At 64.9% G+C, this 24,936-nt stretch carries 23 protein-coding genes; 20 read left to right on the top strand and 3 right to left on the bottom strand.

Translation table 11 applies throughout. The annotated features are described in order from the left end of the window. The first annotated feature begins 1 nt into the window (after position 1). From WBR68_RS24050 to flhF, 8 genes are all read left to right on the top strand, one after another. Positions 2-856 carry a CheR family methyltransferase gene (locus WBR68_RS24050; RefSeq protein ID WP_050450351.1) on the top strand — a complete coding sequence of 285 codons (855 nt, stop codon included), beginning with the start codon at positions 2-4 and terminating at the stop codon, positions 854-856. 20 nt (positions 857-876) lie between these two features. After that, positions 877-1,935, top strand: coding sequence for a protein-glutamate methylesterase/protein-glutamine glutaminase (locus WBR68_RS24045; protein ID WP_127184309.1), 1,059 nt, complete (start codon positions 877-879; stop codon positions 1,933-1,935). A 51-nt stretch (positions 1,936-1,986) separates the two neighbouring features. Next, complete coding sequence (gene cheY / locus WBR68_RS24040; RefSeq protein WP_043545108.1) at positions 1,987-2,376, top strand: chemotaxis response regulator CheY; 390 nt, start codon at positions 1,987-1,989, stop codon at positions 2,374-2,376. Positions 2,377-2,384: 8 nt separating this feature from the next. Further along, positions 2,385-3,020 carry a protein phosphatase CheZ gene (cheZ, locus tag WBR68_RS24035; RefSeq protein WP_050450353.1) on the top strand — a complete coding sequence of 212 codons (636 nt, stop codon included), beginning with the start codon at positions 2,385-2,387 and terminating at the stop codon, positions 3,018-3,020. 181 nt (positions 3,021-3,201) lie between these two features. Beyond that, positions 3,202-4,716: a methyl-accepting chemotaxis protein gene (locus WBR68_RS24030; RefSeq protein ID WP_230695491.1), complete on the top strand. Its 1,515-nt coding sequence runs from the start codon at positions 3,202-3,204 to the stop codon at positions 4,714-4,716. Positions 4,717-4,826: 110 nt separating this feature from the next. Further along, positions 4,827-5,981 (top strand): flagellar biosynthesis protein FlhB, encoded by a 1,155-nt coding sequence (flhB, locus tag WBR68_RS24025; RefSeq protein ID WP_050450354.1) that lies wholly within the window; start codon positions 4,827-4,829, stop codon positions 5,979-5,981. A 3-nt stretch (positions 5,982-5,984) separates the two neighbouring features. Beyond that, positions 5,985-8,105 (top strand): flagellar biosynthesis protein FlhA, encoded by a 2,121-nt coding sequence (flhA, locus tag WBR68_RS24020; protein ID WP_050450355.1) that lies wholly within the window; start codon positions 5,985-5,987, stop codon positions 8,103-8,105. Continuing rightward, positions 8,102-11,134: a flagellar biosynthesis protein FlhF gene (gene flhF, locus WBR68_RS24015; protein WP_230695448.1), complete on the top strand. Its 3,033-nt coding sequence runs from the start codon at positions 8,102-8,104 to the stop codon at positions 11,132-11,134. Before flhA ends, flhF begins: the two co-directional genes overlap by 4 nt. A gap of 305 nt (positions 11,135-11,439) precedes the next feature. Here flhF and WBR68_RS24010 read toward each other — a convergent pair whose 3' ends face one another. The 3 genes from WBR68_RS24010 to flgA all read right to left on the bottom strand — a co-directional run bounded on the left by WBR68_RS24010 (position 11,440) and on the right by flgA (position 13,086). Beyond that, positions 11,440-11,916 (bottom strand): flagella synthesis protein FlgN, encoded by a 477-nt coding sequence (locus WBR68_RS24010; protein WP_050450239.1) that lies wholly within the window; start codon positions 11,914-11,916, stop codon positions 11,440-11,442. A gap of 32 nt (positions 11,917-11,948) precedes the next feature. Next, positions 11,949-12,242: a flagellar biosynthesis anti-sigma factor FlgM gene (flgM, locus tag WBR68_RS24005; protein WP_050450227.1), complete on the bottom strand. Its 294-nt coding sequence runs from the start codon at positions 12,240-12,242 to the stop codon at positions 11,949-11,951. Between the two features lie 127 nt (positions 12,243-12,369). Continuing rightward, complete coding sequence (gene flgA, locus WBR68_RS24000) at positions 12,370-13,086, bottom strand: flagellar basal body P-ring formation chaperone FlgA (protein ID WP_230695447.1); 717 nt, start codon at positions 13,084-13,086, stop codon at positions 12,370-12,372. A 177-nt stretch (positions 13,087-13,263) separates the two neighbouring features. On the opposite strand from flgA, the gene flgB reads away from it, so the two are divergent. From flgB to WBR68_RS23940, 12 genes are all read left to right on the top strand, one after another. Next, positions 13,264-13,671, top strand: coding sequence for a flagellar basal body rod protein FlgB (gene flgB, locus WBR68_RS23995; RefSeq protein ID WP_050450240.1), 408 nt, complete (start codon positions 13,264-13,266; stop codon positions 13,669-13,671). 22 nt (positions 13,672-13,693) lie between these two features. Then, the gene (gene flgC, locus WBR68_RS23990; RefSeq protein WP_050450229.1) at positions 13,694-14,113 is read left to right on the top strand and encodes a flagellar basal body rod protein FlgC; all 420 of its coding nucleotides are present in this window, start codon (positions 13,694-13,696) and stop codon (positions 14,111-14,113) included. 19 nt (positions 14,114-14,132) lie between these two features. After that, the gene (locus WBR68_RS23985; protein WP_050450230.1) at positions 14,133-14,834 is read left to right on the top strand and encodes a flagellar hook capping FlgD N-terminal domain-containing protein; all 702 of its coding nucleotides are present in this window, start codon (positions 14,133-14,135) and stop codon (positions 14,832-14,834) included. A 71-nt stretch (positions 14,835-14,905) separates the two neighbouring features. After that, a complete protein-coding gene (locus WBR68_RS23980; protein WP_230695446.1) occupies positions 14,906-16,375 on the top strand; it encodes a flagellar hook-basal body complex protein in 1,470 nt (489 codons plus the stop codon). Between the two features lie 33 nt (positions 16,376-16,408). Then, positions 16,409-17,170 carry a flagellar basal body rod protein FlgF gene (locus WBR68_RS23975; RefSeq protein WP_050450232.1) on the top strand — a complete coding sequence of 254 codons (762 nt, stop codon included), beginning with the start codon at positions 16,409-16,411 and terminating at the stop codon, positions 17,168-17,170. A gap of 63 nt (positions 17,171-17,233) precedes the next feature. Further along, positions 17,234-18,019, top strand: coding sequence for a flagellar basal-body rod protein FlgG (flgG, locus tag WBR68_RS23970; RefSeq protein ID WP_050450233.1), 786 nt, complete (start codon positions 17,234-17,236; stop codon positions 18,017-18,019). Further along, complete coding sequence (locus WBR68_RS23965; protein WP_050450234.1) at positions 18,019-18,708, top strand: flagellar basal body L-ring protein FlgH; 690 nt, start codon at positions 18,019-18,021, stop codon at positions 18,706-18,708. Before flgG ends, WBR68_RS23965 begins: the two co-directional genes overlap by 1 nt. 2 nt (positions 18,709-18,710) lie before the next feature. Next, positions 18,711-19,847 carry a flagellar basal body P-ring protein FlgI gene (locus tag WBR68_RS23960; protein ID WP_050450235.1) on the top strand — a complete coding sequence of 379 codons (1,137 nt, stop codon included), beginning with the start codon at positions 18,711-18,713 and terminating at the stop codon, positions 19,845-19,847. Between the two features lie 5 nt (positions 19,848-19,852). Next, on the top strand, positions 19,853-20,830 hold the full coding sequence (gene flgJ / locus WBR68_RS23955) for a flagellar assembly peptidoglycan hydrolase FlgJ (RefSeq protein WP_050450236.1): 978 nt from the start codon (positions 19,853-19,855) through the stop codon (positions 20,828-20,830). 73 nt (positions 20,831-20,903) lie between these two features. Then, positions 20,904-22,577, top strand: coding sequence for a flagellar hook-associated protein FlgK (gene flgK / locus WBR68_RS23950; protein WP_050450237.1), 1,674 nt, complete (start codon positions 20,904-20,906; stop codon positions 22,575-22,577). A gap of 47 nt (positions 22,578-22,624) precedes the next feature. Further along, complete coding sequence (flgL, locus tag WBR68_RS23945) at positions 22,625-23,884, top strand: flagellar hook-associated protein FlgL (protein WP_050450238.1); 1,260 nt, start codon at positions 22,625-22,627, stop codon at positions 23,882-23,884. Between the two features lie 132 nt (positions 23,885-24,016). Beyond that, the coding region (locus WBR68_RS23940; protein WP_230695445.1) for a Tar ligand binding domain-containing protein at positions 24,017-24,936 on the top strand (920 nt) is incomplete at its 3' end.

Genomic DNA, 24,936 nt, shown 5'->3' with positions numbered 1-24,936 from the left:
CGTGGCAACTGCGGCAACCCAGGCGCCGTCCGTTTCGGTGGACCGCCAATTCGATTTTCGCGACGCGGACTTTTCCCGCGTCCGCAAGATGATCCACGCGCGCGCGGGCATCTCGCTGGGCACGCACAAGCGTGAAATGGTCTACAGCCGCCTGGCCAGGCGTTTGCGCGCCCTGGGCCGCCAGGACTTCGGCAGTTATCTGGACCAGTTGGAACACGAACCCGACGCGCACGAGTGGGAAGAATTCGTCAATGCCTTGACGACCAACCTGACCGCCTTCTTCCGCGAATCGCACCATTTCCCGATCCTGGCCGAGTTCGCCCAAAAGCGCGGCGGCCCCGTGTCGGTGTGGTGCTGTGCCGCGTCCACCGGCGAAGAGCCGTATTCCATTGCGATGACGCTGGTCGAGGCCCTGGGCCCGCGCGCGGCATCGTCCACGGTGCTGGCCACCGACATCGACACCAATGTGCTGAACCGGGCGCGCGCCGCCGTCTACCCGGCCGAACGCGTTGCCAAGATGGAAGACGAGCGCCTGCGCCGCTTCTTCCTGAAAGGCCGTGGCGCCAACGCCGGCCAGGTGCGCGTGCGGCCCGAGATTGCCGACATGGTGCGGTACGAAACCTTGAACCTGTTGGCGCCGTCGTGGCCGATCAACGAAAAGTTCGACGTGATCTTCTGCCGCAACGTGATGATTTATTTTGACAAGCCGACGCAGGCGAAGATTCTGGAGCGCTTTGCGCCGCTGCTCAAGCCGGGCGGCCTGCTGTTTGCCGGGCACTCCGAGAACTTCACCTACATCAGCCGGGATTTTCGTCTGCGCGGGCAGACCGTCTACGAATGTGCGAGTAAGGCCTGAACCGGCCAAGGCAGCAGACAATGAAAAAAATAAGCGTTTTATGTGTGGACGACTCCGCGTTGGTGCGCGGGCTGATGACTGAAATCATCAACAGCCAACCTGATATGGAAGTGGTCGCGACCGCGCCCGACCCCTTGGTGGCGCGCGACCTGATCAAGCGCCACAACCCCGACGTGCTGACGCTGGACGTGGAAATGCCCCGCATGGACGGGCTGGACTTCCTTGAAAAGCTGATGCGCCTGCGGCCGATGCCGGTGGTCATGGTGTCGTCCCTGACCGAGCGCGGCGGTGAAATCACCCTGCGCGCGCTGGAACTGGGCGCGATCGATTTCGTAACCAAGCCCAAGCTGGGCATCCGCGACGGCCTGCTGGAATACACCGAGATCATCGCGGACAAGATCCGCGCGGCCTCGCGCGCCAAGCTGCGCGCGCCCACGCCGCATTCGGCGCAGGCCGCGCCCGCGCCGATGTTGCGCCGCCCGCTGTCCAGCTCGGAAAAGCTGGTGATCGTGGGTGCGTCCACGGGCGGCACCGAAGCCATCCGCGAAGTGCTGCAACCCTTGCCGCCGGACAGCCCGGCCATCCTGATCACGCAGCACATGCCGGCCGGCTTCACCCGTTCGTTCGCACAGCGGCTGGATGCGCTGTGCGCGGTGACAGTGCGCGAAGCCGTTCACGGCGACCGCGTGCTGCCGGGCCACGTGTACCTGGCGCCGGGCGGCGACACCCACATGCGCCTGGGCCGCAGCGGCGCCAACTACGTGATCGAGCTTGAAGCCAGCGAACCCGTCAACCGCCACCGCCCGTCGGTGGACGTGTTGTTCAATTCCGCCGCCGTGGCCGCCGGCAAGAACGCCATCGGCGTCATCTTGACCGGCATGGGCAAGGACGGCGCGGCCGGCATGCTGACCATGCATCGCGCGGGCGCGCACACCATCGCGCAAGACGAAGCCAGCTGCGTGGTGTTCGGCATGCCCCGCGAAGCCATCGCCATGGGCGCCGTGGATGAAGTGGTTGCGCTGTCGGCGATTAGCGAACGCATTCTGACTCGCCTGGGCGACCGTGGGCACCGCGTCTGACGCGTCTGCCACCCACGATCGATCTCAAGCAAATTTCTTCTGGAGTGAAAGATGGTAGACAAGGGCATCAAGATTCTGGTGGTGGATGACTTCCCCACCATGCGACGAATCATCCGCAACCTGCTCAAAGAGCTGGGTTTCGAGAACGTGGACGAAGCCGAGGATGGCGCGATCGGGCTGGAGAAGCTGCGTAACGGCGGCTTCCAATTCGTCGTGTCCGACTGGAATATGCCCAACCTGGACGGCCTGGAAATGCTCAAGCAGATCCGCGCCGACGCATCGCTGGCCTCGTTGCCGGTGTTGATGGTGACGGCGGAAGCCAAGAAGGAAAACATCGTTGCGGCGGCCCAGGCCGGCGCCAACGGTTACGTGGTTAAGCCTTTCACGGCGGCAACGCTGGAAGAAAAGCTCAACAAGATCTTCGAGAAAATTGCCGGCTGAGGTGAGCAATGAGCCCCACGGAACAAGTTGAAGCCGCCGCCGAGAACCCTGATCTGATCCATCGAATTGCCTCGCTGACGCGCATGCTGCGCGACAGCATGCGCGAACTGGGTCTGGATCAGGCGATCAAAGATGCGGCCAATGCCATCCCCGATGCGCGCGATCGCCTGCGCTACGTGGCCCAGATGACCGAGCAGGCCGCCAACCGCGTGCTGAACGCGACCGAGCAGGCCGGCCCGATCCAGGACGGCATGTCGCGCTCGGCGCAGGCGCTGGATAGCCGCTGGCAGCAGTGGTACGACCAGCCGCTGGAATTGCCCGAGGCGCGCGAACTGGTGAAAGACACGCGCGCCTTCCTGGCGGACGTGCCCAAGCAGACGCAGCAGACCCAGTCCCAGTTGATGGAAATCATCATGGCGCAGGATTTCCAGGACCTGACGGGCCAGGTCATCATGCGCATGATGGACGTGGTGGGCGCGATTGAACGCGAACTGCTGCAGGTGCTGCTGGACAACGTGCCGCAGGAACGCCGCGACGAAGCCAACAGCCTGTTGAACGGACCGCAGATCAGTCCGCAAGGCAAGACGGACGTCGTCACCAGCCAGGACCAGGTCGACGACCTGCTGGCCAGCCTGGGGTTCTGATCGACCCATCGCGCCGGCCGGCTTGGCCGCCGGTGGCGCGTGCCTAGAAGAATAAGCAGGGGGGCCTTGCAGTACGAGACAAGGCGCGCGCCGCGCGCCAGGCAACGGACGCCCACAGAAGGCGATCCGGGCCAGCACAAGGAGGTCCATCATGGCCAGATCCGTATTCCGCCTGGGCGGTATGTGGGCACTGCTACGCCGCTTGAACCGGGGCGACGGCACGCTGTCCGAACGTACCCTTTCCCTCAGCCCCGCGGTTTTCTCCCTGCATCGTTTCCTGGCGCGGATGCGCGGGCGCATCGTCACCGTGCGGCAATCCAGTATCGAAATCGCCTTGAACGCGGCGCGTACCCAATACCAGGCGGGGCGTTGCTCGGTCTTGGCGCAAGAGCAGGCGCGCGCGGCGGGTGCACTGGCCGACAGCGGCGCGCAGATTGCGGCCCTGTCCACGTCCACGTCGACCCATGCGCGCCAGATTGCCGACGTGTCCGGCCAGAACCTGCACGCCGCCGAGCAGGCCTTGTCCGAACTGTCGGAGGTGAAGGCGCGGGTAGACCGGATGACCCGCGAGATGGCCGCCTTTACCGAAGTCGTGGGCCAGTTGACCCTGCGCGCGCGCTCGGTGGCCGACATCAGCAAGCTGATCAAGGACATTGCGCTGCAAACCCAGTTGCTGGCCTTGAACGCGGGCGTCGAGGCGGCCAGGGCAGGGGATGCGGGGCGCGGTTTCGCGGTGGTGGCCAGTGAAGTGGGCCGTCTGGCCGAACGGGTCAATGCCGCCACCAATGATATCGGTCGGCATACCGTCGAAATGCTGGACCTGGTGGACACCACCCAGCGCCAGACCGGCACGCTGCGGGAAGACGTGGACGCTTCCGGCGCCGTGCTGGACCGCACCTGCACCGATTTCGAGCGCTTCGTGCGTGACTTCGGCAGCATGAACCTGCAGGTGAACGAGGTGGTGCAGGCCATCGGCGAGGTTGATGCCACCAACCACGGCATGAGCGAGGAGGTGGGGCGCATTGCCGCGTTGAGTGCCGACGTGCTGGAGCGCGTGGGCAGCATGTCGAATGAAATCGACCGTATCCGCCGCCAGACGGAAAGTGTGCAGGAAGTGCTGGCCGACGTGCGCACGGGCAAGACGGCGTTTGACCGGCTGTGCGAAACACTGGAGAGTTTTCAGGCCGCGGCGCAGCGTCTGCTGGACGACGCCCGCCGCCGGGGCGTGGATGTGTTCGACCGTCATTACCAGCGCATTGCCGGCAGCGAACCGCCGCGCTACCACACGCGCTATGACCGGGCCATCGACGACGCCTTGACGCAGCTGCTGGACGGCGTGCTGGAGGCGGTGCCGGGCGGCATCTACACGCTGGTGGTCGATGCACGGGGCTACGCGCCTGCCCACAACGGCTGCTTTTCGCACCCGCCCACGGGCGACCCCAAGGTGGACATCGCGCGGTCGCGGCACAAACGGATTTTTGACGACCCCGTGGGCGCCCGGCTGGCCGCCAACACCGGCGCGATGCTCTTCCAGACCTATTCGCGCGATACCGGCGAGATCATCAACGACATTTCGATCCCGCTGTATTTGGGGTCGGAACACTGGGGCGCGGTCCGCATCGGGCTGGACTACGTCAGCTTCGAGGCGGCCCTGGATGGCGCCGTGCCGGCCGCCATGCTGCGCAGCGCGGAATAGCACCGCTTTATTCCCGCTTCTTGGCTTATCGCCCAAGCCCGGGCGATCCTAGAATCTCGGCGGGCGGCTCGTAATCCGAAAATCCGCGAGCCGCAACAGAACCGCAGAGCATGGCTGAAGAAAGCGACCTCGAGAAATCCGAAGCAGCCTCTCCCAGGCGCCTGGAAAAGGCGCGCGAGGAGGGGCAGATTGCGCGTTCCCGGGAACTGGGCACGTTCATGATGCTGGCCGCCGGTGTGGGCATGATCTGGGCCGGCGGCGGGTCTTTGTATCAGGGCCTGAGCGGCGTGTTGCACAACGGCCTGGCGTTCGATCAGCGCATTGTGACGGACCCCGGCGTGATGGTTGAACAGGCGGTGATCGGCTTTGGCCACGCCTTGATGACGCTGCTGCCGGTGTTTGGCGTGCTGATGGTGGTGGCCGTGCTGTCCAGCGTGTTGCTGGGCGGCATCGTGATCTCCGGCAAGCCCCTGCAGGCCAATTTTTCGAAGCTGAGTCTGTTTGCCGGCCTGAAGCGGATGTTCTCGTCGCAGACGGTGGTGGAACTGATCAAGGCGCTGGCCAAGGCCCTGCTGGTGGGCGGCGTGGCCGTCTGGGTCATCTGGCGCTATCACGACGAGATGATGGGCCTGATGCACGTGGCGCCGTCGGCTGCGCTGATCAAGGCGCTGTCGCTGGTGGCGCTGTGCTGCGTCTTCATCGTGGCGTCCCTGCTGGTGATTGTGCTGTTGGATGTGCCCTGGCAGATCTGGAGCCATTTGAAGAAGCTGCGCATGTCCAAGGAAGACGTGCGCCAGGAACACAAGGAAAGCGAAGGCGATCCGCACGTGAAGGCGCGCATCCGCCAGCAGCAGCGCCAGGCCGCGCGCCGCCGCATGATGTCGGAAGTGCCGAATGCGGACGTCGTGGTGACCAACCCGACGCACTACGCGGTGGCGTTGAAGTATGACGAAGACAAGAGCGGCGCCCCGCGCGTGATCGCCAAGGGCACGGGCCTGATCGCGGCGAAGATCCGCGAACTGGCTGCCGAGAACCGTATTCCCACATTGGAAGCGCCGCCCCTGGCGCGCGCATTGCATCAACACGTCGAGCTGGGGCAAGAAATCCCGGCCGAGCTATATACCGCGGTGGCGGAAGTGCTGGCGTGGGTCTTCCAACTGCGTTCGTGGCGTTCAGGATGGGGGGCCGAGCCGTCGGTCCCGACCAAACTGGCCGTGCCCGCAGCGCTGGACCCGCAGGCATCAACCGCAGCACAAGGAGTTTAAGGAATGAGCGCTTTGCTCACCATGTTGAAGAGTAGCGGGGCCGGCCATGCGCGGCTTCTGGCAGGGCCGATCCTGATCGTGATGGTGCTGGGCATGATGGTGCTGCCCCTGCCCACGTTCCTGCTGGACCTGCTGTTCACCTTCAACATTGCGCTGTCCGTGATGATCCTGCTGGTGGCCATGTTCACGCGCAAGCCGCTGGACTTCGCCGCCTTTCCGGCCGTGCTGCTGTTCGCGACCTTGCTGCGCCTGTCGTTGAACGTGGCGTCCACGCGGGTCGTGCTGCTGAACGGCCACACCGGCCCCGACGCGGCGGGCAAGGTGATCGAGGCGTTCGGCCACTTCCTGGTGGGCGGCAACTTCGCGGTCGGGATCATCGTGTTCGTGATCCTGACCATCATCAACTTCATCGTGATCACCAAGGGTGCGGGTCGTATCGCCGAAGTGGGCGCGCGTTTCACCCTGGACGCGATGCCCGGCAAGCAGATGGCGATCGACGCCGACCTGAACGCCGGCCTGATCGGCGAAGACGAAGCGCGCAAGCGCCGCGCCGAAGTCTCGCAGGAATCGGACTTCTTCGGCTCGATGGACGGCGCCAGCAAGTTCGTGCGCGGCGATGCCATCGCCGGCCTGTTGATCATGGTGATCAACGTGATTGGAGGCCTGATCGTGGGCGTGGCCCAGCACGATATGTCGATGGCCGAGTCGGGCCGCGTCTACACGCTGCTGACCATCGGCGACGGCCTGGTTGCGCAAATCCCGGCGCTGGTGATCTCGACGGCCGCCGGCGTGGTGGTGTCGCGCGTGTCCACCGACCAGGACGTTGGCCAGCAGATCATGAGCCAGCTGTTCTCGAACCCGGCCGTGCTGTTCCTGACGGCGGGCATCATCGGCATCATGGGCCTGATTCCCAACATGCCGCACGTGGCTTTCCTGACGCTGGCCGGTGCGCTGGGCTGGGGCGGCTGGATGCTGCACAAGCGCCGCCTGGCCGCCGCGCAAGCCGCCGAAGAGGTGCCGCCGCAAGCGATCACGCAGGCGCAGGCCGCGGCCGCCGAGGCCAGTTGGGACGACGTGTCCATGGTGGATCAGTTGGGGCTGGAAGTGGGCTACCGGCTGATTCCGCTGGTGGACCACGCCCAGAACGGCGAACTGCTGCATCGCATTCGCAGCCTGCGCAAGAAGTTCGCGCAGGACGTGGGCTTCCTGCCGCCGGTGGTGCACATTCGCGACAACCTGGAACTGAAGCCGAACGATTACCGCATCCTGCTGTCGGGTGTTGAAGTGGGGCAGGGCGTGGCGATGCCGGGCCAATGGCTGGCCATTGACCCGGGCGGCGTCACGGTACAGATCAAGGGCACGCCCACGACCGACCCCGCATTCGGCTTGCCCGCGCTGTGGATCGACGGGGGCTTGCGCGATCAGGCCCAAGTGGCGGGCTATACGGTGGTGGACGCGGGCACGGTGGTGGCCACGCACTTGAACCATCTGATGCACCGCCACGGTTCGAACCTGTTGGGCCGCCAGGAAGTGCAGCAGTTGCTGGACCGCATTGGCCGCGACGCGCCCAAGCTGGTGGAAGACCTGGTGCCCAAGACGCTGTCGCTGACCGCTTTGCAGAAGGTGCTGCAAGGCCTGCTGTCGGAAGAAGTGCCGATCCGCGACATGCGCACCATTATCGATACGCTGTCCGAGCACGGCCCGCGCCTGGCGGCGCAGGCGGCGGGCACCGGCGGTCAGCCCGACATCAACGAGCTGATCATGCTGGTCCGCCGTTCGCTGGGCCGGGCTATCACGCAGCAATGGTTCCCGGGCGAGGGCGAACTGCGGGTGATTGGGCTGGACGTCAAGCTGGAGCGGGTGCTGTCACAGGCGATGACCACCAGTGGCGGCCTGGAGCCGGGTCTGGCCGATACCTTGCTGCGCGAAACGCAAGCCGCCGTCGAACGCCAGGAATCGCAGGGCAATGCGCCAGTGCTGCTGGTGTCGCCGATCTTGCGCGCGCCGCTGTCGCGCTTCTTGCGACACCATCTGCCGCAGTTGGGCGTGTTGTCGAATACGGAAATACCCGATGAGCGCATGGTCCGCGTGACCGCGCTGATCGGCGGGAGCAACGGGCAATGAAGATAAGCCGCTTTTTCGGGGCGAACAGCCGTGAAGTGATGCGCCAGGTGCGCCAGGTGCTGGGGCCGGATGCGTTGATCGTGTCGAACCGCAGCGTCGATGGCGGGGTGGAAGTGCTGGCCACGGTGGACGGCGCGTTCGAGGATGCGGCGTCGGAAGCGCCGCCGCGCGAGGCGTCGGCGTACGCTGCGCCGGCCGGGGAGGCGCGTCAACCCGCGCCCGCGCCCGCGGCCACGCCGCAGCCGATGCCGTCGGCCATGCCGCAGCCCACGCATGCAGCCATGCCGTCGGCCATGCCGCAGCCCACGCATGCAGCCATGCCGCCGCCGAGGCCGCAGACCGGCTACTCGACGCCGTCGCCTGCGCAGGCGCCGATGCCGCAGACCAACTTCTCAACGCCGTCGCGCTCCATCGCTGCGTACCAGTCGGCCTTTGCCTCGTCCGCGATGCCGGAAATGGATGCGATGCCGGCGTCGAACGGCGTCGATGCACCTCAATCCGCCATACCCCATCCCACAGCGCTTGCGCCTGCGTCGCTACACCCGTCGCCCGCGCAGCAGGCGCCCATGCCGCATCCTGCCCCCGCGCCAGCTGCTGCCCCATCCATCGCCGTGCAGCCCGCTGTGCCGCTGACTGGCGCGGCGACCCGTGTCGAACTGCCAGCCTTGCCGCCCGCCCGGCCGGCGACGCCTGCGACGGCGCCCGGCTATGTGCCGGCTGCGTCCGCACCTGCGACGGCGCCCGCCTATGTGCCTGCTGCGTCCACGCCTGCCGCGGCGCCTGCCTATGTGCCGCGTGCGTCCGCAACGGCGGCGACGCCCGCCTACGCGCCCGCGGCCGCGCCGTCGATGGCCCGGATGCCCGACGCGCCCTTGCGCCAGGCGCCACCCATGGCGCCACCGTCGCTGCCGGCAAACACCACGACCGGTTTGGAGGACGCCATCAGCGCCTTGCGTGGCGCGCTGGAAACTCGCATGGATGGCCTGTTGTGGGGCGGCCGGCAGGGCACGGGCCGCGAGCCCGCCGCCGCTGCGTTGTTCCGCAGTCTGCTTGACGCCGGTTTCAGCACGAAGCTGGTGCGCACGCTGGTCGACCGCCTGCCGCAAGGCCTGTCGGCCGACGCCGCCCAAGCCTGGGCACGCAATGAGCTGGTCACGCACCTGCCCGTGGTCGCTTCCGAAGACGAATTCCTGGCCGGCGGCGTCTATGCCTTGGTCGGCCCCACCGGCGTGGGCAAGACCACCACCCTGGCCAAGCTTGCCGCCCGCTGCGTGGCGCGCGAAGGCCGTGAACAGGTTGCAATGCTGACGACCGACTTGTTCCGGATCGGCGCGCTTGAACAGTTGCAGATCTACGGCCGCCTGATGGGCGTGCCCGCGCATTCGGTGCGCGACGCGGGCGAGCTGCGCCGCATTCTTGCCGAGCTCGGCAACCGCAAGATCGTGCTGATCGACACCACCGGCATCAGCCAGCGCGACCGCCTGGTGGCGGAACAGGCCACGATGCTGTGCAACGCGGGCAAGCCGGTGCGCCGGCTGCTGGTGCTGAATGCCGCCAGCCAGGGCGATACCCTGGATGAAGTGGCGCACGCCTACCGCAATGGGGTGGGCGAGGACGTGGCCGGTTGCATCATCACCAAGCTGGACGAAGCCACGCGCCTGGGCGCGGCGCTGGACACGGCGATCCGCCATCGCTTGCCGATTCACTATATGTCGGTGGGCCAGAAGGTGCCTGAACACATGGACCTGGCGCGCGCCGACGTACTGATCGACCGCGCCTTCCAGATGGTTCAACGCGCGCGTGCCTTGTATACGCCCAGCGAAGCGGATCTGGCATCCCTGATGCCGGCCGCGCGCGAGGCGGACGCGGTTGACCCCGCGCGCCGCAGGCAATTGCTGGCGTCGGCGATCCTGCGTCCGCAAGGCGGCTCCGCATCGGTGGCGGCGGCGCAAAACCTGGATGACACGATCGGCTTGCTGGATAGCGACCCGGCTTGTGTGCAGGCGCGTGCGTCCTGGCGTGAATATGTGGGCGATGGCGCGGGCGCCAGCCTGGCGGCATTGGCTGACGAGCCCTTGGCGATGGTGCGGCGTGAATTCTCATCCGTCTGCAACCGGCACCTGTTGGCCATGCACGGCAAGACCAGCATGAAAGGCGAGGCCTTGCCGGGTGGCGTCTTGATGGGGGCCTTGTTGATGAGCGATCGCGGCGTAGCCTTGGCGGCGCCGGCGCAGCAGTTGGCGCTGGCTCACGGCATGCTGACGTCGTTCGCGCCCGCGGCGCCCGGCCTGGCGGATGCCGGCCCGGCGTTGGAGGCGCGCGTGCGCTGGTTGGGCGAACAGTTGCCGCGCCTGCCGCTGGTGCATCTGCTGGAAGCCGGCACGTCGGCGTTGTGGCAGTCGCTAAGCGAGCAGGGCGCGTCATGGGTGGCGCGCTGTCCGGGCGGCATGCGCGTGGTGCAGGACGAATGCCCAACCAATTTGAATGCCGTCGGCAAGAGCGTGGGCTACTTGCCGGTGGGCCAGCCGGGGGATATGCCGGGGTTGGTCAGCGAGCAGGACGGCAAGCCCGTGCCGCTGGCGCTGTGGGCGTCGGGAACGGAGATCGCGTTGCCGGGCCGGGGCGAGAATGCGGCGTTCCGCCTGGTGTGCGCGCGGTTGATCGACACGGCAAGCGGGGAAGTGGCGGGCCAGTTGTTTGGCGTGACGAACCTGTCGGCGTCTCAAGCCGACGCGGCGACGGTGGCGCGGTGGCTGGTGTTGCAGGACGAAGCCAAGGCCGGTTTCCGTTATATGGCGAGCGCCTGGCAGGCATTGCCGGCGGTTGATGGTTCGCATACGTTGGCCAGGCAGTCGCTGATGGCGGGCCAGCTGGGCGCCGCGTGCTGGCAGATGGCGCATTCCGCGTCTGCCGAGGTGGCGCGGGGGCCGTTGTCGGGAATTATGGGGTCAGAGAGAAAGCTATCGGGGAAGTTGCTGCCGGTGGCGATATTGAAGATGTTCGCGATGTTGGAGATGGCGGCGGGGTGATGTAGCCATCCGGCGGGGTCTGGATTTTGGGTGGGGGCTGATGGGTTTCGCGCGTTGTGCGCGGGTGTTTTTTTGGTCGGCGTGCCGCGCTGCACCCATCCTACGGATGTGCGGTGGTGCTTGTAGGATGGGTGCAGCGCGTGGGGGTCGTGGCAAGATCGCTGGGGCTGCATCGCGCGGAACCCATCTTGCGGTGAGGCCGTGCATATCCAGCCGCTGCTGCTGGGTTTCGCGCGTTGTGCGCTGGTGCTTTTTTGGTGGGCGTGCCGCGCTCCACCCATCCTACGGACCTATTTCGTGCGGAATTATCCGGCGACGATGGGTTTGCGGCTGGGGGCGCCTCGGGCGCCGCGGCCGTAGGCGTCGTACGTGACGTTGCCCTTGGCGCCGTTGATGTCGCGCAGCGCGTCCAGCGATTGCTGGGTGTAGCGCAGGTGGACGTCGATCAGGGCGCCGTTGCGCATATTGATTTCATTGGCCGACGCCGACTTGCTCAGCAGCGCTTGCCAGACCCCGGACAACTGCGGGTGCAGCACCGCGGCCTGCTCGGTGCCGGTGTGGCCGGCGGGCAGGCCGATTTCGGCCAGCAGGCCGTCGCGCGTGTCGCTCAGATCCACCAATTGCTGCGCCACCCGGCCCTTGCGTTCCGTGATGGTCTGCAGCGCGCCCACATTGCCCGGCCCGACCAGCACCTCGGTCTCTTCTTCCAGAATCGCCGAAAACTCGGTAATCAGGGCGTCTTCCTGACGCATGCAGGACTGGAGGGCGTCGACGGGGTTCATGGTCATGCTTCTGATCAGGCGTTGAACAAGGATTACTTCAACAGATCGCGCGCGCTGGCGATCAGGCTGTCGGCAATGCGGCCGGTGTCGATCTTCAATTGGCCAGAGGCAATCGCGGCGCGAATGGCGGCCACGCGCTCGACGTTGATGTCGTTCGAGCCGTCTTGCAGGGCCAGCATCTTGCGCGACGCCGAGCTCAACGCCACTTGCGAGCTGCTTGAGCCCGTGGCGTTGCTGGCGCCGTAGGCCTGCGCAACCGCGGAATCCGGGCGCTGGCTGACGGCGTCGGCCGAAATGGGCCGGTTGGAGGTCGAATTGATTTTCAAGGTTTTCTCCGCAGGGCGTTCTGGGTCGGTTTGCGACGGATCCGCCTACTTATGTCTGTGTAACGACAGGGGCGGATGGAACTTTAGGGCAGCTTGCCCGCCTCCGCAACGCGATTTGTAACAGAGCCTACAGTTGTATTTCCACCAAGCCCGCGTTGCGCACCACACCGCTGACCACCTGGCCGTTCGCGGTGCGGACCTGCACCCGGGCGCCCGGCGCGGCATTATCCAGCGCCTCGCCCTCGCTGCTGACCACAAACCCCTTGCCGCGGGCGTTGATCCGCACATTGGAGCCGCGCAGCACCGTTTGCGCATTGCGCAAGGATGAACTTCTTACCGGCTGGCCAGCGTTGATACGGTAGGCGGCCGTCATGCCCTCAACCATGTGCGGATCCGTGATGGCGCCGGGCGGCAGCGACACCAGATCGCCATCGCGGGGGGACAGGTCAGCCGGCGTGATCGCCTGGCCGGCCGCGATCAAGCGCGACGCGACGTAATAGTACCCGGACACGCTGACCGTGGCCTGCACATAGGTGGTCCAGGGTCGGGGCGCGTTGCACCGCACGCCCACCGTCATCCGCGAACGCAGTCTCACGCCCGACGGCATGAACGGGGTCATGGCGTCGCAGGGCGTCAAGTGTTCCACGCGCGGCGCGTCGACGGTCACGGCGGGTTGGCCGGGCAGGCCGGCCAACTGATTCAGCAGATAGTCTTGCGCCACGGTCGCGACCGCCGAGGGCGGCTGGCTGACGGCGCTTTGGGCCAGCGCCGCCCCGGAACCAGTCAGCGCCAGAACGATCAGGCCGCTTGTGCGCGCGAGGAGGAGTCGTGCGGAGATTTTCATGATGACTGAATTGTAGGAGTCCGCCGCGCTTGGCAATACGTGAATTGGATGAGAAATGGCAGGTTATTTGGCTGATTGTGTTACGCCGCCGGCCCCTATGATTCCGTCATCCAATGGGATACCGGTGTGTTCGGCGTCCCGTGCTTTATCCGTATTGCAACGCATGAAGGCGCCACGATGCTAGACAGGCTTAACGAAGATTTCCGGTTCTACCAGCAGGCTTTGGCGTTGCGCGCGCAGCGCCAGGAAGTGCTGTCGTCGAACATCGCCAACGCCGACACGCCGAACTACAAGGCGCGCGACTTTGATTTCAAGACCGCGATGCAGAACGCCCTGGAAGATTCCAAGCGCCTGGCCGACACCTCGTTGACGCTGACCTCGGCGCGCCACATTCCCGCCAAGGCCGTCTCGCAAGGTCCGACCGACCTGCTGTACCGCCTGCCGTACCAGCCCAGCATGGACGGCAACACGGTGGACATGGATATCGAGCGCGTGCAGTTCGCCGACAACACCTTGCACTACCAGAGCACGATGCAGTTGATCTCCGGCCGCATCCGGTCGCTGCAGACCGCTATTCAGGATTGATCCTTAAAGGGAGCAACAGGCCATGTCCTTGTTGAGCATTTTCGATATCGCCGGTTCCGCGCTCAGCGCGCAGTCGCAACGCATGAACGTGTCGGCCAGCAATATGGCCAACGCGGACAGCGTCGTCGGCCCCGACGGCCAGCCGTACCGCGCCCGCCAGGTCGTGTTCCAGGTCAACCCGGCTCCGGGGCAGGCCTTGGGGCAGGAGATCGGCGGCGTGCGGGTGGCCGGCGTCATCCAGGACCCGTCGCCCTTGAAGCAGGTCTATGACCCCAAGCATCCGTTGGCGGACGCCCAGGGTTACATCAGCATGCCCAACGTCGATCCGGTGGCCGAAACGGTCAACATGATCGCGGCGTCGCGGTCCTATCAGGCAAACGTCGAGGTGCTGAACACCGCCAAGTCGTTGATGCAGAAGACCTTGACCATTGGTCAATCCTAAACCCTGACTGAGCGAATCCATGACCACCGTCAATCAAAATACCAGCGCCACCGGCCTGGCCTTGGCCCAAACGGGTTCCACCAGCAACATCACGGCGCAGGGGCTGCAAGATCAGTTTCTGAGACTGCTCACGACACAGTTGCAAAACCAGGATCCCCTGAACCCGATGGAAAACGCCGAGCTCACCTCGCAGATGGCGCAGATCGCGACGGTGGAAGGCGTCAACAACCTGAAGAACACGATGTTGGCCATCAGCGGCCAGATCGACGTGTCGCAGTCGATGAATGCCGTGTCGATGATCGGCAAGGGCGTGCTCATCCCCGGCAACAAGATCAAGGTCGGTGTCGACGGCGACAACGCCGCCGAGCGCGTGATCACCCCTTATGGCCTGGACTTGCAAGGCGACGCGCAGAAGGTGCAGGTACGCATCGCCGACGCCAACGGCGCCATTGTGCGCACCATTGAAATGGGCGAGCAGAAGACCGGCGTGTACACGCTGGACTGGGATGGCAAGAACGACGGCGGCGTGGTGCTGGAGCCGGGCGCGTACACCGCGTCCGTTCTGGCCACCGACGGTGACGGCAAGAAGGTCAACGCGGAAGTGTTGAGCTACGGCCAGGTCAAGAGCGTGGCGTATTCGACCGACGGCTTGCGTCTGGACATGGGCCTGGACGGCCAGGCCAGCATGCTGGATGTGCGTAAGGTAATCGGCGGCGCCTGAATCGGGCGGACATGAAACGGTGCCGGCGCACGAGCGGCGGCTTTCCTAGATAAAGATCAGCGAGAGAAAACATGGGCTTCGGACAAGGATTGAGCGGCTTGAATGCCGCTGCGCAGAACCTGGACGTCATCGGCAACAACATCGCCAACTCCGGCACTGTCGGTTTCAAATCGGCCACCGCGTCGTTCGCGGACGTCTACGCCAGCTCGCGCGTGGGCCTGGGCGTGAAAGTGGCTGCCATCAACCAGCGCTTCACGGTGGGTACCGTGCAGGGCGGCGGCGGTGAGTACGACATTGCCATCGACGGCGCCAAGGGCATGTTCCGCCTGACCGACCAGAGCGGCGCGGTCATGTATTCGCGCAACGGTGAATTCCTGGTCGACAAGAACAGCTACATCGTCAACGCCCAGGGCTACCGCCTGACGGGCTATCCGGCCGGCGCGATCGGCGCGAACCCGGTTGAACTGCAAGTGCCGACCGCCAACGTGGCCCCGCAAGCCACCGCCACCGGCACCACCGTGGCCAACCTGAACGCCAACGCCAAAGTGGTGTATCTGACCGATACGGTGACGTCGCCCGCGGTCAACGGCACGGTGACGCTGGGCGGCACGCCCTACGAGTTCACGCGTGACGCCGGCGGCGCCCTGGTCTGGGACGCGGCCGTTCCGCCCGCCGGCACGTACGGCACCGCGCCGAACGAGGTCACCATCGACGGCGCGGGCGCCATCACGGCGGGCGACATCAGCCAGATTCCGGGCTACGTCAACTACACCGCCGAGGTCACGGAAATCGGCCGTCCCTTCAACCCCACCATTTCCGCCAGCTACACCAACGCGTCGCCCATGACGGTGTACGACTCCCTGGGCAACTCGCACCAGGTGATGCAGTACTTCGTGAAGCGTCCGGCGGACGTCGCGGGCAACAGCGTCTACGACGTCTACTACACGATGGACGGCCAGGCCATGTCGCCCACCACCGAGGCGGCGGGCGTCTGGGGCAACCCCCAGCAGTTCACGTTCAACAAGGCTGGCGCGATGACCAGCGCCCCGGTTGTGACGCTGAGCTTTGCCGCGCCGGGCGGCGCCGTCACGCCGGCCGACCCGCTCAGCATCGCCATGAACTACACCGGCACCACGCAGTACGGCAGCGACTACAAACTGGTGGCCAAGCCCGACGGCTATACGTCCGGTGAATTCAGCGGCATCAACATCGGCGCCGACGGCAGCCTGGTGGCCGCCTACACCAACGGCGAAACGCAAGTCGTCGGCAACATCGTGCTGGCTGACTTCTCCAACCTGCAAGGCTTGCAGCCCATCGGCAACAACGCCTGGTCCGAAACGGCAGCCTCCGGCCAGCCGATCCTGGGCCAGCCCGGCACCAACGGCATGTCCCGCGTGGTCGGCCAGGCGACGGAAGCGTCCAACGTCGACATGAGCAAGGAACTGGTCAACATGATCATTGCCCAGCGCACGTACCAGGCCAACTCGCAGACCATCAAGACCCAGGACGAAATCATGCAAGTCCTGATGAACCTGAAGTAAAGCTGGCTCGCGACGACACCGACGGAATAGGCAATGGACAGAATCATCTACACCGCCATGAATGGCGCAGCGCGTATCACTGAGCATCAGGCCGCGCTCTCCAACAACATGGCCAACGTGAACACGACGGGCTTTCGCGAGCAGATCGCGCTGTACCGCTCGGTTCCGATGGCGGACGGGGTGAGTCTGCCGACGCGCGTTTCGACGGTGGCGTCCACGCCCGGCAACAGCTTCCAGATGGGCACAATGCAGACCACGGGCCGCGACATGGACGTGGCGCTGGCCAGCGAGAATGGCTGGATTGCCGTGCAGACGCCGCAAGGCGAGGCCTACACGCGCAACGGCAGCCTGCAAGTGGGCATCAACGGCCTGTTGCAGACGTCCTTGGGTCAGCCGGTGCTGTCGGATCAGGGCGGCCCGATCGATGTGCCCGACCAGGCCGCGCTGAGCATCACGTCGGACGGCACCATCACCGCCATTGGCGCGGGCGACGGCCCCAACAACATCCTGAACCTGGGCCGCCTGAAGCTGGCCAACCCGGACAACACGCAGCTGGTGCATGGTGACGACGGCGTGTTCCGCCGCGCGCCGATCAACGGCCAGCCAGCCCCGCCGCTGCCCGCCGATCCCGGCCTGCGCCTGTTGTCGGGCGTGCTGGAAGGCAGCAACACCAATCCGATGAAGGCGATGGTGGGCATGATTGAAAACGCCCGCCGCTTCGAGCAGCAGATGCAGGTGATCCAGCAGTCTGACCGCAACGCCGAACGCGCCAACGGCATTCTGTCCGTCAGCTGATTCGACCGCTGATTCAAACATTTATCGCGCGCGGCCGGGCCGCGCCACTAGGAGTACTTCACCATGATGCGTTCGCTGTGGATTGCCAAGACGGGCCTGGAAGGGCAACAGATGTCCATGGACGTCATCTCCAACAACTTGGCCAACGTCTCCACCAACGGCTTCAAGCGCGGTCGCGCCGTGTTTCAGGACCTGATGTACCAGACGCTGCGCCAACCCGGCGCCCAGGTGGGTGACGCCACGCAACTGCCGTCCGGCCTGCAATTGGGCACGGGCGCGCGCGTGGCCGCCACCGAACGCATCCACACGGACGGCAACCTGAACAACACCGGCGGCGAAATGGATATCGCCATCAACGGCCGGGGTTTCCTGCAAGTGGAACTGCCCGACGGCACCCAGGGCTACACCCGTGACGGCGCGCTGCAACGCGACCAGAACGGCCAGTTGACCACGGTGTCCGGGTATGTGATCCAGCCGCCGATGAACGTGCCTGACAACGCCTTGTCCATCTCCATCGGCAAGGACGGCATCGTCTCGGTGACGCAGCCTGGCGCCGCCGGCGTGAACGTGCAGATCGGCCAGTTGCAGATCGCCACCTTCATCAACCCCACCGGCCTGCAAAGCATTGGCGAAAACCTGTATCTGGAAACGGATGCTTCGGGCCCCGCCAACCTGCTGCAGCCGGGCGTGGACGGCGCGGGTTCGATCATGCAGAACTACGTGGAAACCTCGAACGTGAACGTGGCTGAAGAACTGGTCAACATGATCACGACGCAGCGCGCGTACGAAATGAACAGCAAGGCCGTCAAGACCTCTGACGAGATGCTGGCCCGCCTGTCCCAACTGTGATGCCCATGTCTGTCCTGCGTCTGGTATTCAGTGCGGCGCTGGCTATGCTGGCGGCCGGTTGCGCCATGATTCCGCCCGAGCCCATCGTGACCGGGCCGACGACCGCCGCGCCGCCGCCGCCGCCCATGCCCATGGCACAGCCCACGGGCTCGATCTACCAGCCCACCACCTACGGCAACTACCCGTTGTTCGAAGACCGCCGGCCGCGCAATGTGGGCGACATCGTCACCATTGTGCTGAACGAGCGCACCAACGCGTCCAAGAACGTGGCCACCAACACCAACCGCACCGGCTCGGCCACGCTGGGCATCGCGGCGGCGCCGTCGTTCATGAGCAGTTGGGCCAACGCCAACCTGAATACCGAAGCGAATGGCGGCAACGTCTCGCAGGGCAAGGGCGACAGCACCGCCAACAATGCCTTTACCGGCACCATCACGACCACCGTCGTGGGCGTGATGTCGAACGGCAATTTGCAGGTGGCTGGCGAGAAGCAGATTGCAATCAACCGGGGCAGCGAGTACGTACGCTTTGCCGGTGTGGTGGATCCGCGTTCCATTACCGGCACGAATACCGTGTCGTCCACGCAAGTGGCCGACGCTCGCATTGAATACCGCAGCAAGGGCGTCATGGATGAAGTTCAGACCATGGGCTGGCTGCAACGCTTCTTCCTGCTTGCTTCGCCGTTCTGATCATGACAAAACCCACTCCGATATCCGCCGTGCTGTCCTTGTTCGCTCGCGTGTGCGTGGCGGTGGGGCTGCTTGCCGGCGCCGGTGCGGCGCAGGCCGAACGGCTCAAGGATCTGGCTTCGATCCAGGGCGTGCGGGGCAACCAGCTGATCGGCTACGGCCTGGTCGTGGGCCTGGACGGCAGCGGCGACCAGGTGCGCCAGACGCCCTTTACCCAGCAAAGCCTGACCAACATGCTGTCGCAACTGGGCATCACGGTGCCCGCCGGCAGCAACATGCAATTGAAGAACGTGGCCGCCGTCATGGTCACCACCACCATGCCGGCGTTTGCCCGGCCCGGCCAGACGCTGGACGTGGTGGTGTCGTCCATGGGTAACGCCAAGAGCCTGCGCGGCGGCACCTTGCTGATGACGCCGCTGAAGGGCGCCGACAGCCAGGTCTACGCCATCGCCCAGGGCAACATCCTGGTGGGCGGCGCGGGCGCGTCGGCCGGCGGCTCCAGCGTGCAGATCAACCAATTGAATGGCGGGCGCATCAGCTCGGGCGCCATCGTCGAGCGCGGCGTGCCCACCACGTTCTCGCGCGACGGCTACATCCACGTCGAACTGAACAACACCGACTTCGGCACGGCCCAGAATGTGGCGGTGGCCTTGAACCGCAAGTTCGGCCAAGGCACGGCCACCGCGCTGGACGGCCGCGTGGTGCAGGTGCGCACACCCATGGAGCAGGCTTCGCAGGCGCGCTTCCTGTCGCAGGTGGAAGACCTGCAGGTCACGCGCGCGCCCACGGTCGCCAAGGTCATCATCAACGCCCGTACCGGCTCGGTCGTCATGAACCGCACGGTCATGATCGAAGAGGCCGCGGTGGCGCACGGCAACCTGTCGGTCATCATCAACCGCCAGAACCAGGTGTCGCAGCCGGACACGCCTTTCACGGAAGGGCAGACGGTGGTGGTGCCCAACACGCAGATCGAAGTGCGGCAGGACAATGGTTCGTTGCAGCGCGTGAGCACCAGCGCCAACCTGGCTGACGTGGTCAAGGGCTTGAACGCCCTGGGCGCCACGCCGCAAGACCTGCTGGCCATCCTGCAGGCCATGAAGTCCGCGGGCGCCTTGCGCGCCGAACTGGAAATCATCTGACGGCCATGGCAATTACCCAAGACGCGGCGCGTGGCGCCACCCGCCAGGATTCGGTGTTCGACATGGGCCGCTTGTCGGACCTGAAGCGCGACGTCAAGAAAGATCCCGAAGGCACCGAGCAGCAGCGCCAGGTGGCCAAGCAGTTCGAAGCCCTGTTCCTGCAGATGATGGTCAAGCGCATGCGCGAAGCCACGCCCAAGGAAGGGCTGTTCGATTCGCAACAGACGCAGATGCTGCAGTCCATGGCCGATGAGCAACTGGCGCTGCACCTGGCGTCGCCCGGCATCGGACTGACCCAGTCCATCCTGGCGCAGATGCAGCAGGGCAAGCCGGCCGATATGTCCGACGATGCCGTGCGTGCCATCGCGCAGGGCGGTGACCTGGATTTCCGCACGGGCGGCTCGCGCGAAGTGTCTGCGCTGCTGAACGTGATGCGCAACAACCGCGCCAGCGACCGCGCATTGGCGGCAGCCGAGGGCGCGCCCGAGCATGTGGTCGACTTCGTGTCGAAGATGTCGCGCGCGGCCAACCTGGCGTCGCAGCAAAGCGGGGTGCCCGCTCGCCTGATCATGGGCCAGGCGGCCCTGGAATCGGGTTGGGGCCAGCGCGAAATCAAGCATCCGGACGGCAGCACCAGCTACAACCTGTTCGGCATCAAGGCGGGCGGCAGCTGGAAGGGCCAGGTCGTCAATGTGCTGACTACTGAATACGAGGGCGGTGTCGCCAAAAAGGTGACGCAACCTTTCCGCGCCTATTCCTCTTACGAAGAATCGTTCTCGGACTATGCCCGCCTGATCGGCAACAGTCCGCGTTACGAAGCCGTGACGCAGGCGCGTAACGAAATCGATGCGGCGCGCAAGATCCAGGACGCGGGCTACGCGACCGACCCGCGCTATGCGCAAAAACTGATCGGCATCATGGGCCAGTTACGTGGGGCAGCCTCTGACGTGGAAATTTCGCGCCAGATGTTGGAAGGACTCTAAATTTGGACGATCTCCTGCCGTTATTGGAGTATCCAGAGATATCACCTGCGGTTACACACGGGGCATTGTTAGCATGAACTTGTACAAAACAGCGCTGAGCGGGCTGAACGCCGCCCAGGCAGGCTTGTCAACCACCACTCACAACATCAACAATGCCACCACGGTTGGCTACAACCGTCAGCGCGTGCTGACGTCGACCGCCGGCGCCCAAGCCACCAGCAACGGTTACATTGGCCGCGGCGTGCAGGTCGATACCGTCGAACGCAGCTACGACAGCTTCCTGTACAAGCAGTTGGTGGGCTCGACCGGCAGCGGCGCGCAGTTGCAGACGCAGTATGCGCAGGTGTCGCAGATCAATAATCTGTTTGCCGATCGCACCGTGGGTATTGCCCCGGGCCTGACTGATTTCTTCACCAGCATGAACACGGTCGCCAGCAAGCCGGCTGACCCGGCGGCGCGCGCCGACCTCTTGGGCAAAGCCAATAGCCTGGCCACGCAGATCCGTTCGGCCTACACCGAAATGCAGAATCAGCGTGAAGGTCTGAACACCCAGATCACCACGACGGTTGAACAGGTCAACAGCTACCTGAGCCGTATCGACGATCTGAACACGCAGATTTCGCTGGCGGCCGGCAAGGCCAATGGCAGCCCCCCCAACGACCTGCTCGACCAGCGTGACCAGGCCGTGCTGGAACTGAACCAGCTCATCGGCATCACGACCTATCCGCAAGGCGACAAGATCAACGTGTCGCTGACCAAGGGCGGCCAGTCGCTGCTGTCGGGCTCCACCTTGTATCCCTTGCAGGCCGTGGCGTCGACCAAGGACGCCAGCCGCACGGTCATCGCCTACACCTTGCCCGCCGGAGCGGGCAAGACGGTGGCGGTGGAAATGGACGACAGCGAAATCACCGGCGGCACGCTGGGCGGGCTGTTGCAATTCCGCTCGTCGTCGCTGGACTTGATGCAGAACCAACTGGGCCAGATGGCCGTCGGTCTGGCCTTGTCGTTCAACGAACAGCACACCCAAGGCCTGGATCAGAACGGTAATCCGGGCACCGATTTCTTCAGCGTCAGTTCGCCCGAGGCCGTGCCGAACACCGCCAACAAGAGCAACGCGCAGATCACCGGCACGTTCACCACCCTGGGCAATGTCAACGCCAAGGACTACGAGATTTCGTTTGACGGCACCAACTACCAGGTGCTGCGCATGCCGGAAGGCGCGCGCGTCTATAACGGCCCCGCGACCGGCACGCCGCCCAACGCGACGCTGAACCTGGACGCCGAGATGGGCGTGACGCTGACGATCGACGCGCCGCCGCAGGCGGGCGACACGTGGTCGCTGTCGCCCACGCGCAATGCCGCGCGCGACATCAATGTGCTGATTACCGATCCGGAAAAAGTGGCCGCGGCCGACGCCGAGGGTGGCGACGCCAACGGCAAGAACGCGCTGAAATTGGCGCAACTGCAAAGCGCCAAGGTGCTGGGCCACGGCACGATGAGCACCACCGACATGTTCGCGCAGGTGGTGAACACGGTGGGCGTGCAAACCGCCCAGGTGAAGTCGGCCGCCACCGCGCAGGCCAACCTGATCAAACAGACCACCGCTGCCCAGCAGTCGGTGTCGGGTGTCAACCTGAACGAAGAATACGTCAGCCTTTCGTTGTATCAAGAGCAATACCAGGCCAGCGCCCGCATCATCGATGTGGCCAGCACCGTGTTCGACACGTTGCTGGGCCTGCGTGGTTAAGACGAAATTTCCATTGTGATGACTAAAAAGAAATCCGGAGCCGCACCATGCGCCTGAGCACCACGATGATGTATTCGAATGGCCTGAGCGGCATTCTGAATCAAGAGTCGGACATGAACCGCCTGGTCGAACAGGTAGGCAGCGGCCGCAAGTTCCTGACGCCGGCGGATGATCCGCTGTCTGCCTCGCTGTCCATCGGCGTGGCGCAGACCAAGAGCATGAACAGCACGTATGGCATGAACCGCGATGCGGCGACGACCAGCCTGGGCCAGGAAAGCAATGTGCTGGATTCGATCACGACCGCCTTGCAGGACGTGCGCACCCGTGTCATCCAGGCCGGTAACGGCACCTTTGCCGACAGCGACCGCCAAGCGCTGTCGACCGCGCTGAAAAGCGCCCGCGATGCCCTGCTGGGCCTGGCGAACAGCACGGACGGCAACGGCCAGTACCTGTTCTCGGGTTACCAGGGCGGTGTGGTTCCCTATTCGCAGGACGTCAACGGCAAGATCGTCTACAGCGGCGCCACCGGCGAACGCACGATGCAGGTGGACCAGTCGCGCCAGTTGTCCACGAGCGATCTGGGCAGCGATATTTTCAACCGCGCCAACCCGGGCTCGCAGGCGTATGTCAGCACCGCCGCCAACGCCAATATTGGAACCGCGCAGTTCAGCACGGTGTCGGTGACCCCCGGTTCGGCCAACATCGGCAAGAGCTTCCAGATCCAGTTTGAAGCGGATCCGGCCACGGGCAACATGGGCTACCGCGTCACGACGACGGACCCGAACGCCAACCCGCCGGTCCCGCCCGTCATCGCGCCCGCGCCGCCGGCCGCGCCCACGCAATACACGCCGGATTCGGCCATCGATTTCGGTGGCGTGTCGGTGGTGATCAAGGGCACGCCGGCCAACGGCGACGTGATCAACGTCGAAAGCGTGCAGTCGGCCGACGTGGACATGTTCAATACGTTGGACAGCCTGATCAAGGTGCTGGATTCGCCGATTGCCGGCGATGAAGTGGCACTGGCCAAGCTGAACAACGAGCTGGCGACCGCCAACAAGAAGCTGGCAAGCAATTACGACAACGTCTTGACGGTCTCGGCGTCGGTCGGCGCCCGCATGAACGAGCTGGAAGCGCTGGACGCAACCGGCACGGCAAAGGGCTTGAACTATTCCAAGACGCTGTCTGACTTGGAAGATTTGGACTACTACGCCGGCGCCAGCCAGCTTGCTCTGCGCCAGGTGGCGTTGCAAGCGGCTTCCGCCGCGTTCATGACGATTCAGGGATCCAGCCTGTTCAGCCGCCAATAAGCGGCGGGTTCCCAGGCCGCGCCCAGGCGTGGCGGTTCGCCATTCTCGGACGCTGCCGGTCAAGGACCGGGGCGTCCGTGGTTGCGTTCAGGGTAGGTTGTGTCGTTTCACTGTTTAACGCTCGGGTAATTCATGCTTGTCAATTTGAAAGTCCGCACCTGTATCGTTCTGGTGCTCTTGCTCTTCACGGGCGCCATGTTCCTGTCAAACGGGGTGGCGTGGATGGGGTTGGACTCCAGCAACGGAAAGCTGGAACAGGTCAATGACGCCTATTCCGACCAGGCGACGCAATTGAATCGCGCCTACATCGCGTTTCTGCGCGGCCGGCTGCTGTTGGCGAATTCGCTGATGGATATGCAGCAGGGAAAAACCGAGCAGGCCACGTCCCAGGCGCAGCGCGCCGACACCTTGATGCGGGAAGGCAACGAGCAGCTTGACGCGTTTCGCAAGGTGCCGCGCATGGCGGGTTCGGAAGCACTCGTTGAAAAGCTGGAAACTTCATACCGTCAGTTTGACGACGTCTACAAGCGTCAGGCTGCCGCATTGGCCAACCTGTCCATCCAGGAATATCTGGACCTGAACGACGCCGGCGGTGCGGCCAACACCGCATTCCGTGAAGCCGTGTATGGCGTATTGCAGTTCGTGGATACGCGCACCAATGAACTCGTGGCGCAAGCCGAGAGCGACCATCGCATTTCGCGCACGGTGACGATTGCGCTGTTGGCAATCACCTTGCTGCTGGCGCTGGGCTGCTGGATTTTCATCAACCGCACCGTGCTGCGTCCGCTGCACCAGGCGGGAGACCATTTCGACAAGATCTCGGGCGGCGACTTCACCGGCCGTATCGACGTGCGCAGCTCCAACGAGATTGGCCAGTTGTTTGCGGCCATCAAGCGCATGCAGGAAAGCCTGACGCGCACGGTGGCAACGGTGCGCCGTGGTGTGGACGAAATCAATGTGGGTGCGCGCGAGATCTCCGCGGGCAATACGGACCTGTCCAGCCGCACGGAACAGCAGGCGGCATCCCTTGAGGAAACCGCGGCATCCATGGA

Source organism: Achromobacter sp. JD-1 (assembly GCF_038594925.1).
Classification (GTDB): Bacteria; Pseudomonadota; Gammaproteobacteria; order Burkholderiales; family Burkholderiaceae_B; genus Achromobacter; species Achromobacter spanius_C.
This window is presented reverse-complemented; position numbering and strand designations above follow the sequence as displayed.

Excerpts from the sequence above, each read along its gene's own strand:
- WBR68_RS23975 (WP_050450232.1), top strand. The coding sequence starts at position 16,409 with ATGGACAGAATCATCTACACCGCCATGAATGGCGCAGCGCGTATCACT.
- WBR68_RS23980 (WP_230695446.1), top strand. The coding sequence starts at position 14,906 with ATGGGCTTCGGACAAGGATTGAGCGGCTTGAATGCCGCTGCGCAGAAC.
- WBR68_RS23965 (WP_050450234.1), top strand. The coding sequence starts at position 18,019 with ATGCCCATGTCTGTCCTGCGTCTGGTATTCAGTGCGGCGCTGGCTATG.
- flgJ (WP_050450236.1), top strand. The coding sequence starts at position 19,853 with ATGGCAATTACCCAAGACGCGGCGCGTGGCGCCACCCGCCAGGATTCG.
- flgG (WP_050450233.1), top strand. The coding sequence starts at position 17,234 with ATGATGCGTTCGCTGTGGATTGCCAAGACGGGCCTGGAAGGGCAACAG.
- WBR68_RS24045 (WP_127184309.1), top strand. The coding sequence starts at position 877 with ATGAAAAAAATAAGCGTTTTATGTGTGGACGACTCCGCGTTGGTGCGC.
- flgC (WP_050450229.1), top strand. The coding sequence starts at position 13,694 with ATGTCCTTGTTGAGCATTTTCGATATCGCCGGTTCCGCGCTCAGCGCG.
- WBR68_RS23985 (WP_050450230.1), top strand. The coding sequence starts at position 14,133 with ATGACCACCGTCAATCAAAATACCAGCGCCACCGGCCTGGCCTTGGCC.
- WBR68_RS24030 (WP_230695491.1), top strand. The coding sequence starts at position 3,202 with ATGTGGGCACTGCTACGCCGCTTGAACCGGGGCGACGGCACGCTGTCC.
- flgB (WP_050450240.1), top strand. The coding sequence starts at position 13,264 with ATGCTAGACAGGCTTAACGAAGATTTCCGGTTCTACCAGCAGGCTTTG.
- flgK (WP_050450237.1), top strand. The coding sequence starts at position 20,904 with ATGAACTTGTACAAAACAGCGCTGAGCGGGCTGAACGCCGCCCAGGCA.
- cheZ (WP_050450353.1), top strand. The coding sequence starts at position 2,385 with ATGAGCCCCACGGAACAAGTTGAAGCCGCCGCCGAGAACCCTGATCTG.
- flgA (WP_230695447.1), bottom strand. The coding sequence starts at position 13,086 with ATGAAAATCTCCGCACGACTCCTCCTCGCGCGCACAAGCGGCCTGATC.
- WBR68_RS24010 (WP_050450239.1), bottom strand. The coding sequence starts at position 11,916 with ATGAACCCCGTCGACGCCCTCCAGTCCTGCATGCGTCAGGAAGACGCC.
- flhF (WP_230695448.1), top strand. The coding sequence starts at position 8,102 with ATGAAGATAAGCCGCTTTTTCGGGGCGAACAGCCGTGAAGTGATGCGC.
- flgL (WP_050450238.1), top strand. The coding sequence starts at position 22,625 with ATGCGCCTGAGCACCACGATGATGTATTCGAATGGCCTGAGCGGCATT.
- cheY (WP_043545108.1), top strand. The coding sequence starts at position 1,987 with ATGGTAGACAAGGGCATCAAGATTCTGGTGGTGGATGACTTCCCCACC.
- WBR68_RS23960 (WP_050450235.1), top strand. The coding sequence starts at position 18,711 with ATGACAAAACCCACTCCGATATCCGCCGTGCTGTCCTTGTTCGCTCGC.
- flhB (WP_050450354.1), top strand. The coding sequence starts at position 4,827 with ATGGCTGAAGAAAGCGACCTCGAGAAATCCGAAGCAGCCTCTCCCAGG.
- flhA (WP_050450355.1), top strand. The coding sequence starts at position 5,985 with ATGAGCGCTTTGCTCACCATGTTGAAGAGTAGCGGGGCCGGCCATGCG.